General features: G+C 31.5%; 9 protein-coding genes. 6 read left to right on the forward strand and 3 right to left on the reverse strand.

Features of this window, described 5'->3' with window-relative positions; genetic code table 11:
* Window positions 1–18 precede the first annotated feature (18 nt).
* The 3 genes from FC55_RS08460 to FC55_RS08470 are packed head-to-tail and all read left to right on the forward strand — an operon-like array spanning window position 19 to window position 4,890.
* Window positions 19–2,934 (forward strand): LTA synthase family protein, encoded by a 2,916-nt coding sequence (locus FC55_RS08460; RefSeq protein WP_225356287.1) that lies wholly within the window; start codon window positions 19–21, stop codon window positions 2,932–2,934.
* Between the two features lie 16 nt (window positions 2,935–2,950).
* Entirely contained in the window at window positions 2,951–4,573 is a 1,623-nt protein-coding gene (locus FC55_RS08465; protein ID WP_003701168.1) for a hypothetical protein, read from the forward strand.
* A 41-nt stretch (window positions 4,574–4,614) separates the two neighbouring features.
* Window positions 4,615–4,890, forward strand: coding sequence for a hypothetical protein (locus FC55_RS08470; protein ID WP_003701169.1), 276 nt, complete (start codon window positions 4,615–4,617; stop codon window positions 4,888–4,890).
* A 78-nt stretch (window positions 4,891–4,968) separates the two neighbouring features.
* On the opposite strand, the gene FC55_RS08475 is transcribed toward FC55_RS08470, so the two are convergent.
* The 3 genes from FC55_RS08475 to FC55_RS08485 form a co-directional block, all read right to left on the reverse strand.
* On the reverse strand, window positions 4,969–7,335 hold the full coding sequence (locus tag FC55_RS08475) for a glucosaminidase domain-containing protein (RefSeq protein WP_003701170.1): 2,367 nt from the start codon (window positions 7,333–7,335) through the stop codon (window positions 4,969–4,971).
* A gap of 145 nt (window positions 7,336–7,480) precedes the next feature.
* A complete protein-coding gene (gene thrC / locus FC55_RS08480) occupies window positions 7,481–8,968 on the reverse strand; it encodes a threonine synthase (protein WP_003701171.1) in 1,488 nt (495 codons plus the stop codon).
* Window positions 8,969–9,037: 69 nt separating this feature from the next.
* Entirely contained in the window at window positions 9,038–10,033 is a 996-nt protein-coding gene (locus FC55_RS08485; RefSeq protein WP_003701172.1) for an FAD:protein FMN transferase, read from the reverse strand.
* A 138-nt stretch (window positions 10,034–10,171) separates the two neighbouring features.
* Between FC55_RS08485 and FC55_RS08490 the strand changes: the two genes are divergently transcribed.
* The 3 genes from FC55_RS08490 to FC55_RS08500 form a co-directional block, all read left to right on the forward strand.
* Entirely contained in the window at window positions 10,172–11,458 is a 1,287-nt protein-coding gene (locus FC55_RS08490; protein ID WP_003701173.1) for a homoserine dehydrogenase, read from the forward strand.
* Window positions 11,459–11,462: 4 nt separating this feature from the next.
* On the forward strand, window positions 11,463–12,341 hold the full coding sequence (gene thrB / locus FC55_RS08495) for a homoserine kinase (RefSeq protein WP_003701174.1): 879 nt from the start codon (window positions 11,463–11,465) through the stop codon (window positions 12,339–12,341).
* 77 nt (window positions 12,342–12,418) lie between these two features.
* Window positions 12,419–12,860 (forward strand): KxYKxGKxW signal peptide domain-containing protein (locus FC55_RS08500; protein ID WP_169790300.1); only part of this gene is annotated, 442 nt, incomplete at its 3' end.

Genomic DNA, 12,860 nt, shown 5'->3' on the forward strand with positions numbered 1-12,860 from the left:
TGTTATATATATCAAGAGGTGAAAAATTTGATAAAAAAATTATGTAATGCATTAATGGTATGTGTATCTATGGTAGTAGTTACATTTTCTTTATTAATAACACAAGCCAATCCAGCTTTTTTGCAAAACAATCTACTATCGAAAAGATTATTTGCGTATAGCTTATTAAATAATTTTTCTAATGTAATTGTTGGTGTGTTACTAATTTTAATTGGTTATCAAATAAAAGGAAATATAAAACTTATAAATAATTATATATATATTTATGTAGTGAACTTATTGATATTTATAGGACTATTTTTGTGGACTAGAAGTTTCACTACTCAGAATTTGTACGATGCAGTTCTTCCAATTACTAGAAATACTTATCCGGTTGTACTTGGTGCTATATCTGCGCTATTGATAAAAGATAAATTAAAGAACTGGTTTAAGAAGTATAAATTCTCAGTTATTTTAGGTGGATATGCTATAGTTTTTGCATTACCAAGTATATTTAATAAAGATATTTTTGGGATAGGTAATGGAAATAATACTATTACAGCTTTTTTGTTAGTGACATTAGGAATAGTATTTTCAAATGTAGAAGTGGACAAGTTACATATAGATAAAAAAGTTATTACTATATTGAGTATGAGTGTAATGCTCAATATAATTTTAGCCTTTTCCATGCCTTTTATATCTTGGAGAATACATGGAGATTTTTCAACAGCATACAGGTTTAATGTGCTAACTTCAATATCTGTTGTAGCAATGTCTATAGTTATATTTACAGTTGGACAAAAATTAAAGACCAACATAAAGATATCAGAATATATAGGATTACTAGTATTACTTGTTTATTCGAATAATTTTATTATTGAAAAAATTGTTAATGGTAGTATAAGTTTAAAAGTGTTGCTTTTTAAGAGTTGCATAGTTTCTATAATTGTTGTTGTTTTAGGATGGCTATTATCAAAAATAGATAAAAGAGAGCGTACTTTAGAAGAAAGACTGTTATTGAATGATGGTAAAAGTATAAATCTATGGGGCAGAAATTTATTATCATGTATAATTACTAATGTTAAGAAATATAGATTTAACATTATGAACATTATTATTTTGTATATTTTAGCTTATATGTCATTTATTTTAATGTCACCTGACTTTTCAGCACCGCATTTGGGAAAAGATTATGCTAATATTTTTTTCTATACCTTCTTTGTTAGACAGCATATGTTGATATTGAACACAATATTGTTTTACTTACTATATAGATTTATTTATGGAATAATTGGTAGATTTTGGATAAGTGTAATATTAAATTATGTAGTAATAGCAGTTGCAATTGTTGCGGATGCTATAAAAATTCATTATCGTACAGAACCTATTTTACCTGCTGAAGTAACAATGGTTTCAGCCTATGGTGATATATTGAGTATGGTTCCTCAATTTATTTTATGGATAACAGCAATAGTGATTATTATATTAATTTGTATAATTATTTATTGTGAAAAAAAACTACCACAAAATAAAGTAAAGTGGAGATTTAGAATATTAGGGATAGTACTTGCAGTATTGGTGTATGGTAGTAGTACAAGAATTAATCATGAAGGCTCAATTGTTGGTGATTTTTTAAATTCATATGGAAACCTTCCTACATTTGAAAATCAAGAGCAGGGGGCTCAACAAAATGGAGCCTTGCAACAATTCTTAAATAATATAGATGTCACAATTATGAAAAGAGAAACTGACTATTCTAAAAAGAAAGTTGATAAATTGGCTAGAAAATATTCTAAATTGGCGAATGAAATAAATGTGACACGTGATAATAATTTGTCTACACAAACTGTTATCTTTAATTTGAGTGAAAGTTTGGCAAATCCTAATAGATTGAAAGAAGTAAAATTATCACATAATCCATTATCATATATAGATAGTGTTAAGAAAAATACAACATCTGGATTAATGATAAGTTCAGGACTAGGTGGTGGAACTGCCAATATGGAATATATGACTTTGACAGGTCTCCCAGTAAGCAATTTTTCACCAACTATAGCAACTCCTTATACACAAGTAGTTCCAGAATCTAAGCAAATATTGACTATCAATGGATACTTTAAAAAATCAACTGCAATTCATCCATACAATGGTAGTTTTTATAGTAGAAAAGCAGTTTACCAGAAATTTGGCTTTCAAAGATTTATGTATCTAGGAAGTAAATATAAGATAAAGCATAAGATGAAAATTGGAACTAATCCATATTTATCAGATGAAACGGCATATAAAAATACATTAGATGTGATCAATAATTATAAGAATGGACAATTTATTAATTTAGTTACTATGCAGAACCATCTTCCTTATTCAGATTACTATGATAATTCTGAAGATTACCAAGTAAGTGGCGATATGGATGATGGTGAAAAGAATACTATTAGCAACTATAGTGCAGGGCTTTCATATACTGATAAGGCTGTCCAAAAATTTATTGAACAAATAGACAAAATCAATAAACCAATCACTTTAGTATTTTATGGAGACCATCTTCCAGGAATATATAGCAATATAGATGAAAATAGTTTAGAAGCACGAGAAACAGACTATTTCATTTACTCTAATAAATATGCTAGACAACATGGTGCGAAGAATCTAAAACACGTTAAATATGTTTCACCAATTGACTTTATAGCATTGATAGCTGAGCAAACAAATTCCAAAGTGTCGCCATATTATGCTTTATTGACAGAAATTCAAAAGGAATTACCAACAATAAAAGTATATGCATACAATAATGGTAAAAATCCTGTTTTTGTTGATGGAAAAGGAAAGACGATTAAGTATAGGCAGTTAACTAAGAAACAAAAGAGATTGTATAACGACTTGAAGTTAGTACAATATGATTTAACTGCAGGAAATCAGTATCTATACAGAACTAGTTTTTTTAAAATAAATTAAGAGGGGTAAGGAAAATATGAAAAAGTACATAACAGATATAGAAATCAATATAATTTTTATATTACTAAGTATATATTATGAGATTACATTTATTTTTGGTAATAAACCATTGGCATATTATGGAAGTTTAAATGGTGACCAATTATTTCATATTACTAGATTGAGTGGATTGAAAAATATATTTACAAGTCCAATAAACTTTAATACATACCATGGAGTTGGTAATGGAGTAAATCTCTTTTATCCATGGCTTACATTTTATCCTGCAGAGATATTTAGCAAGGTGTTACATAGCGAATTTAAAGGAATGATAGTATTTTTACTATTAGTATCATATCTAACATTTGTATTATCATACTACCCAGCTAAAAGATATTTAAAGTGGGATACAAAAAGAAGTATGATATTTTCTCTTTTATGGACTTATAGTACATATAGAGGATTAAATTTTATTAGTAGAACGGATATTGGAGAATTATTAGCAACGATATATATTCCGGTTTTGATTATGAGTTTTATTGATTTAATAAAGCGCAGAAATTATGATAATTGGATAGTTATAACAATTAGTATGTCTTTGATATTATTCAGCCATGTGTTGTCAACATTACTAGTAACGCTTGTGTTGATTCTATTGTTAATAGTTAATTATACAAACGCAAAAGACATTAAGGTTTGGTGGAGTTTACTGAAAGCAGTTGTTAGTACAAGTTTGTTGACAATAGGATTCTGGATGCCCATGTTGCAACAAATGAAATATATTCCAACTACAAGACCTTTTGTAGCCATTCTAGAGGATTGGGCTATAAACATTAATGATATGATTGGAGATTCGATAAATAGTAATTATCCTTCACCCAATGTAGGTATAGTAGTTATATTCATAGTTTTCATTAGTCTTATAAAATTTAGAAAACTATCTATTGATGAAAAGAAAATTTTAATGATAACATTGGCTTTATTATGGGGATGTACAAAAGCTTTTCCATGGCAACTTTTTCAGTCTACATTTGTAAATTATATTCAATTTCCTTGGCGTTTGATGATGTTTGCTAGTTTTTTTGCATATTTGTTAGGAGCAATTTTACTAGATGAAATAGATATCAAATATGTAGTAAGTTTATTTGGAGTTATACTAATTTCCCATTATGCTTTTGTTATTGGCTTACCAAAAGATAAAGTAACGTTATTAAATAATGATAAAAATATAGAGAAGATATCTAAAGAATATATCAATGCTGACTATTATCCTAAAGCTGCTACAAAAGATCCTGTAAGTATAGAAAATAAAAAGTTTGTTATTAGTAATAAAGAAGCTAAGGTATTAAATTATAAAAATACAGATACAGAATTCAAGTTTACAGTAGTTAACAAAAGTAATAAAAGGGTAATAGTTGATGTACCTATTTTATACTATTTGGGGACAGAGGTTAAAAATAATAATAAGTTAATTCCTGTAACTATTTCTTCAAGAGGAACAGTACAAGTTGAACTAAGTAATAAAAATAATAATGTAGTAATAAGTAGTAGATATACTAAGTTAGCAAGGATATCTCAAGCTATTTCTTTATGTACCGCACTAATAATAGTAAGTATATTTTTTGCAAAAAAGCGGGAAAGTAATGGTAGTAAAAACTAAATTTTTCAAAATCAAATAATTACGAAAAGCACATTGACGAAGTGAAATCTACAGAAACCTTAAATATTACAGATGTAGAAGAGAATACATTCAATCAAGCAACCCTTGAAGATATTGCTAAAGGTTTAGGCGGAATTAGTAGTGCTTTAGTAGGTAATAAAACTTACTATGCAAGTAATGGCGATGCCTATCACTATGAATTCTGGTTATCAGAAGGAACTTCTCCTGAACAAAAAGAATGGAATTTCTACAATGATAATCGCAATACTAAGTATGGTGACACATTGGTTGCTAATGTTGAAGCAACTTTAGTATGAGGAGCTACACCAACTAAAGCATAAAATAAAAGAAGTGAAGTAATATGAAATTTATTTTTCATATTCTTCACTTCTTTTTTATTTCAATGAGCCATCATGCTTATCGAAGTAGTAACGTTTGCCATCAATTAATTGAGTACCGTATAACATTTGACCACGAGAATTATAATAAACAGTTTTATTTTGATCCTTAATATATTGCCAGCCAGTCTTCATTTCACCAGTTACATTGTCAAATAAATACCAATGTCCATTAATATAAGCTTGGCCATGTTTCATAATGCCTGTTGTTGGATCATAGTAAACAGTCTTATTTTGATCTTTAATGGATTGCCAGCCAGTCAATACAGAACTGTCTTTATCGAGTAGGTACCAGTTACCATCAAATGAATATTGACCAGCTTTATTTATTAAGCGTCCGGCTATATCAAATTGATATTGTTTATTAGCAATAGTTTGTGTTCCTGTAACTGCTTGACCATTATGATTGAAGTAATATAATTTCTTGGTATTTGGAACGTATAACCAACCAGTCTTCATCGCACCAGTAGTTGTATCGAAGTAGTAGTTATGACCGTTTATTTTTTGTAAACCAAATACCATTTGACCATTATTATTATAATAAACAGTTTTATTCTGATCTTTAATATTTTGGAATCCATATTTCACTGCGCCAGTAACAGAATCAAAGAGATACCATTTATTATTGATATTTTGTTGTCCAAATACCATTTGGCCACGAGAGTTGTAATATACAGTCTTATTTTGACCGTACGAAGAGAGATTTTGGAATCCAGTCTTCATATTGCCGTTATTCTTGTCAAATAAGTACCAACTATCGCCAATATGAGCTTGACCAAATGTAAGTTGACCTTTGGAATTGTAGTATTGGATACCCTTAGTTTCGTCATTGTAATAGAAAGTATTAGCTCTCATCGCACCAGTCACTTTATCAAAGTAATAAACTTTTCCATTGATAAGATGAGTGCCGAATAACATTTTTCCTTGATTATTGTAATAAACAGTTTTATTTTGACCAGGTATCCATTTGAATTGGGAAACTAACTGATGGCCATCATTATCATCAAAGTAGTACCAGCTTCCTTTAATATTGTATTGACCATGAACCATCTTACCATTGTTGTCGTAAAAGACAGTTCTATTGCCCTTAGCAAGTTTTTGCCAGCCATATTTCATCGCACCAGTTACGCTATCAAATAAATACCAATGTCCATTGATATTTTGTTCGCCGTATTGCATACGACCTTGAGAATCATAATAAACGTTCTTATTTTGATTAGAGATATATTTTAGTCCTTTTTGCATTGCTCCAGTGACATCATCGAAGTAATACCAATGTCCATTGATGTTCTGTTGTCCAAATACCATTTGACCCTGAGAGTTATAATATACAACTTTATTACCTGTGGAAAGATGTTGTAATCCGGTTTGTTTTTGATTATTTTTATACAAATACCAGTGGCCATTTATATATTTTTCTTGAGCGGCATTTTGATTGTAATCAAATTTGTAGAAACCGTATGAATTAATTAAGTTAATTAATTTGTTAGCATAACCTGGATCAGTTGCATATGATCCCCATTTACCATTACGAAGATTGTTAGCAGCTTGTTGGTATGTAGAAGAATTTGCTTTAGTAGATAAATAAAAGTTACTCTTGATAAGTTGTGCATATCCAACTAGAGAATCATAGTAGCTGTCATATTTTTGGAAACGAGCATTTACAGTATGATATGCTCCACCATAATATTCCAATGTAGGCATAACTACATAATTTCCAGTTCCTCTATATTTAACGCCAAAGAGATTATGTGCGTTTCTGGAAAGTGAACTTTGTCCCCAAGCACTTTCCAACCCAGCCTGAGCCATCATTACAGAAGCATAAACACCATATTCATTAGCAACTTTCACAACAGCACTGCCAACTTGGTTAACAAAATTGTTAACACTAGCAGGAGCATTTGTTAGATTTGTATCATATGAAATATTTTCATTAGTATCAGTTGCTCCTTGAACATTTGTAGCATTAGTAGCAGCAGCTTGACTATTAGATGAAACATCTTGTTTGATTTCACCACTATAACTATAATCGGTGTTGCTAGTATTGTTACTTTGAATTACTAAAGTATTACTTTGAGAAGTATTATTAGTATTTTGAGTAGTACTCTTTATTGTATTTACAGCACTATTGCTATTCTGAGTAGAAGCAGCTGTGACAGAATTATTATTAGTTACTTGAGTGTTACTAGCTGTTTGATTATTAGTATTTGTATTATTATTTTGAGTAGTTTCAGTTGTATCAGCTTTTACATTATTAGAATTAACAGCAGTCCCAGCCCCTAAGGAAAGTAATGCAATTCCTGAGGCTATGTAGGCTTGCTTTACTAACGAATTATCAGAAATTGTCTTCTTTTTTTCGGTCATGATTTGCTCTCCTTATTTTTTATTCTAGTTTTCATTATAAACTATTGAAAATATATTTTGAACAAAAAAAGGATACAATGCAAGATGTATCCTTAAAGTTTAATTTTTGTAAAGTATTGGTAATATTAGACCAGTAAAAATAGGTCTAAATCAGTAATTCTTTAACATATTTTTCCATCTCATCAGGTTCAATAACAGTATCATGTAACTGTTTAGCTTCAAATAGCTTGGCGACCGTCTTGGGTAGAGGTAGCTTAATTAAATCAACTAATTTTTGTACGTCATCTAAATCTCCAGTCGCATTATCTATTCCTAAAGCAGCTAGAACTGTTTGTGGGAATTTATATGGACTTGCCGTAGATACTGTAACTGTTGGGCAAGGGTCGGCAGTTGATTCTTCATATTTTCGAGTAACAAAGGAAGCAACAGCTGTATGAGGGTCAATGGCATAATTACTTTCAGTGAAAACTTGCTTAATTTCATTTTTAGTATCAATTTGACTTGCCGAACCAGCGTAGAAATGTGTTTGGAGGAATTTAAGTGTATCTGAGTCAACAGTATATTTACCTTCTTTTTCAAGTTGGTTCATCCATTCAGCCACTAAAGCTGCATCCCCGTTTGTAGCATAGAACAATAAACGTTCCAAGTTACTAGATACAAGGATATCCATTGAAGGAGAGTTTGTAACTTTGAAATCGCGTTTCTTATTATATGTACCAGTTTTGAAAAATTCAGTTAAGACATTATTTTCATTCGATGCACATAGTAGCTTATTAATAGGTAAGCCAAGTTTTTTAGCGAAGAAGCCAGCTAAAATATCACCAAAGTTACCAGTCGGAACACTGAAATTAACATTATCGCCTAACTTGATTTTATTATCAGCTAATAATCGTCCATAAGCATAGAAGTAATAAACAATTTGTGGCAATAATCTACCAATATTAATAGAGTTAGCCGATGAAAATTGATAGCCACTTTTTAGTAATTCATCAGTTAAAGTTGAATTATTAAAAATCTGCTTAACATTTGTTTGAGCATTATCGAAATTACCAGTAATACCAACCACATAGATATTTTTACCAGTTTGTGTAAGCATTTGTTTTTCTTGAATAGGACTAACGCCGTATTTAGGATAGAAGACAATAATTTGTGTATTTTCTACATCTGCGAATCCAGCCATGGCAGCTTTACCTGTATCGCCTGAAGTAGCAGTTAAGATAACGTTCTTCAGATTAGAATTATTTTTCTTAGCTGATGTTATTAATAGGTAAGGTAATAATTGTAGCGCAACATCTTTAAAAGCAATTGTAGGACCATGAAATAGTTCAAGGTAAATATTACCAGCATGATAGGAAACTGGGGTAATCTCTTCACTAGTAAAATTACTGCCATAAGCAGAGTTGATGCATGAACGCAATTCATCTTCGGTAAAGTCACTGAAAAAAGGTTGGAGAATTTTGTAAGCTAGTTCTTGATAGGATAGCGATGGTAATTGTGATAAATCTAGATCTAATTTAGGAAAATCAACCGGAACAAACAAACCACCATCGGGACTAATTCCTTGAAGAACAGCTTGAGACGAAGAAATACTATGAGCTGAAGCGTCGCGTGTACTACGATACAAAGTTGCCATAAAAAAGCCTCCTTAATGAAATTTTGTTAAGTTTATTTTAACAAAAACATTAAGGAGTCTCAATTAAATTTAATGTTGAACAACTTCGAATTCATCGGAGAGTAAATGGAAATCATTAGGAGTAAACTTACTCAAATATATCTTATTATCAGTAGTTACAAACACAGCTCCTAATAAGTTAGGATTATCTTTGCCCCAATCTTTAACTGGTTCGCCGGCAAAGAAGAGGTTGGTAGTTTCAATTTCTCCATCAATTGAGTATTTAGAGAAGACTGTAACGCTTGCTAGATCATTTTGTTTAGGATATCCAGTCTTAGAGTCTAAAATATGATGATAACTTTTACCGTCAACTTCTAAATGACGCTCATAAATTCCACTAGTTACAATAGAACATTCAGGTGTTACAACTACTCCAATTGCACTACCACGAGCATCATGTGGATTTTGTACACCAATTCGCCAAAGTGTATCATCATGTTTAGGTTGAGGACCGACTAGTAGTAGATTTCCACCTAAGTCGATAATACCTGAACTAATGTCAAAAGCATGCCAAAAATCTTTAATTCTATCAGCAATATATCCTTTAGCAATTCCACCTAAATCTAGTTCCATTCCATCATCTTGTAGGAATACCGTCATTTCATTATCATCTAGAATAATTTTTTGAGGGTCAATTAAATTTAAAGTTGATTTAATATCCTCGTCTTCAGGTACATTAGCATTATCAAAGCCAATTCCCCAAAGTTTAACAAGTGGCCCAATTAAAGAATTGAAGCCAAGATATTCCTGACTAACTTGAACAGAACGCTTAATAAGCTTATAAGTCGCCTCGCTTACTCTGACAGGATATTTACCAGCAGCATGATTAATGGACATGACTTCGGATTCGTCACGGTTAACAGTTAGGATATCTTCGTAATATTTTATTAAATCGTATGTTTTATCTAAGATAGCAGGATTTTCGCAACCAAAGATAGTTAGATTAATTTTAGTTCCTAGTGCAAAATAAGTTTTTTGAAGTGGAGTTTGTTTAAATGTTGTATTTTTATTTTCCAAATGAATCATCTTTTCTAAAAATATTATTGATGATACTAATTATAACGAAAAAATATCAAAAAATATATTAAATATGAAAACAGTATCTTTCAATGATAATTAAAATTTGATAAGATTATTATAATAATTAGTAGGGAGGTTCTCTTTATGGAAACTATCAATATCGGTATTTTAGGTTTAGGTACAGTAGGTAGTGGTGTTGTTAGGATTTTACAAAGTCACGCAGATAAAATCTCAAGCATTACTGGCAGAAAGTTAAAGGTAAAAACGGTAGTTGTACGTGATATGACTAAGAAAAGGACAGTTGATTTAGATGGGGTAACCTTGACTGATGATTTCGAAATGTTAATCAATGACGATTCGATTCAAATGGTAGTGGAAGTAATGGGAACAGTAGAAAAAGCGCGTGAATATATTAAGCGTCTTTTAGAAGCTGGCAAGCACGTTGTTACAGCAAATAAAGATTTGATTGCGACATACGGCCCAGAACTTACAAAACTAGCTAAGGAAAAGAAATGTGATCTTTTCTACGAAGCAAGTGTAGCTGGTGGGATTCCAATCTTACGAACAATCGTCAATTCATTTGCGGCTGACCAAATTGTATCAGTTAAGGGAATTGTTAACGGAACGACAAACTATATTTTGACACAGATGAATCAAAATAATGTTGCTTATGAGGAAGCATTAAAAGATGCACAAGAATTAGGTTTTGCAGAAGCAGATCCAACTAATGATGTCGAAGGAATCGATGCTGCATATAAGATGATAATTCTGACACAGTTTGCTTTTGGAAAAGATATAACTTTAGACGATGTGAAGATTGAAGGAATTTCCAAGATACAATTATCAGATATCAAAGAAGCTAAACGTTTAGGATATAATATTAAGCTTTTAGGTGTGGCAGAAAAGGTCAATGACCACATTACTGTATCAGTTGGACCTGTATTGGTACCTCAAACACACCCATTAGCAACTGTTATTAATGAAAATAATGCTGTTTTTGTTACAGGTGTTGCAGTGGGTGAAACAATGTTTTATGGCCCAGGCGCAGGCGAACTTCCAACTGCCAACAGTGTGCTAAGTGACATTATTAGTGTAACTAAAAATATTGTAATGGGAATTACAGGTAATAGTTTTAATGATTATTCACATGAGATTAAGTTAGCAACTCCAGATGAAGTGAAGAATCCATATTACATCTCATTAATTGTTCCAGATAAGACAGGGGAAATGCTGAAATTAACAGAATTGTTTACTAATGTAGGAGCTAGTTTCAAGTTAATTACACAAACAGAAGCTAATGAAGGTTTTGCTAAAATCTCAATTGTTACTCACGCAATGACAGAAGCTCAGTTATTGAAGATTGAAGAAGGTCTTAAGCAAGAAACAGACGTAGAACTTCTAGCAGCATATAAAGTTTTAGAAAAGGGGTAGTAAGGTGAGTGTAAAAATTATTGTACCAGCTACTAGTGCTAATATAGGTCCAGGGTTTGACTCCTTAGGTTTAGCTGTAACTAGTTATTTAACAGTGACTGTTGTGGAAGAGAATGCAGACGCTTGGTATGTTGATCATAATTTAGGTGAAAAAATTCCGCATGATGAAGAAAATCTAATCGTAAAGACAGCTTTAGAATTAGTACCAGACCTACAACCATTAACAGTAAAAGTAGAATCTGATATTCCACTAACACGAGGTCTAGGAAGTAGTTCTTCTGCCATCGTTGCAGGATTGATGTTAGCAAATCATTTTGGGAACTTAAATCTGTCAAAGCAAGAATTGGTTCAAAGAGCGACTGAAATTGAAGGACACCCAGATAACGTCGCACCAGCTATATTAGGCGATTTTGTTGTTGCTACATATTTGGATGGAGAAATAATGTATGAAAAAATAAGTTTCCCAGATGTAAGTTTATTAGCGTATATTCCTGATTATTGGTTAGCTACTAAAAAGAGTAGGGGAGTATTACCAGTAAATTTGGATTTCAAAGATGCCGTTAGAGCTAATGCAATTGGTAATGCCTTGGTAGCTAAGATTGTGTCAGAAAATAAAAAAGATATGGGAAAATTGATGGAAGCAGATCTCTTACACGAACCATATCGTGATAAATTAGTCCCACATTTCTTAAAGTTAAGATATTTGGGACATGAGGTAGGAGCATTTGCTACATATTTAAGTGGAGCCGGTCCTACAACAATGACGCTAATTGAAAAAGACAAGGTTGATGAATTTATAAAAATTGCTCAAGAATCGGGCTTAAATGATGAATATCGTTTGCTTGAAGTTGATAGAAATGGTGCAAGGATCGAAGTGGGATAATTGCTTTAGAAAATCTTAAATTTGATAAAATATAGTGTTATAATTAGTGCGTATTCTATTAAAAGTGGGGTTATAAGATGGAACGTAAAACGCATTATAAGATGTATAAAGCAGGTAAAAATTGGGTCTTTGCGATGTTATCAACTATAGCTTTAACAGGTGTAATGGCGATGAGTGGTAATACTGCTAAAGCTGATACAGTTGCTCAAAGTTCAACTGAACAAGTTGCCAAGGTAGATACAACAAGTGCAACCACAACTTCTACACAAGCTACAACTCAAGTAGAAAAAGCAGCAAATACTACAAATGAAAGTAATGCTACTCAAACATCAGCAACTACTACAACAGAACAAAGTAGTTCAAATGCTGATGCTACAAGTAGTAGCCAAAATAACAAGCAAGCAACTACAACATCAGTAGCTGCTTCTCAAAATACTTCAGTAGCTAATAAGGATCAAGCTAGTTCTACTCAAAGTTCAACTACACAAAAGGGTGAAGAACCTAAAGTAGAAACACCAG

The organism is Ligilactobacillus salivarius DSM 20555 = ATCC 11741 (assembly GCF_001435955.1).
Lineage (GTDB): Bacteria > Bacillota > Bacilli > Lactobacillales > Lactobacillaceae > Ligilactobacillus > Ligilactobacillus salivarius.

Coding starts and splice junctions, on each gene's coding strand:
- FC55_RS08465 (WP_003701168.1), top strand. CDS start 2,951: ATGAAAAAGTACATAACAGATATAGAAATCAATATAATTTTTATATTA.
- thrC (WP_003701171.1), bottom strand. CDS start 8,968: ATGGCAACTTTGTATCGTAGTACACGCGACGCTTCAGCTCATAGTATT.
- FC55_RS08475 (WP_003701170.1), bottom strand. CDS start 7,335: ATGACCGAAAAAAAGAAGACAATTTCTGATAATTCGTTAGTAAAGCAA.
- FC55_RS08485 (WP_003701172.1), bottom strand. CDS start 10,033: ATGATTCATTTGGAAAATAAAAATACAACATTTAAACAAACTCCACTT.
- FC55_RS08490 (WP_003701173.1), top strand. CDS start 10,172: ATGGAAACTATCAATATCGGTATTTTAGGTTTAGGTACAGTAGGTAGT.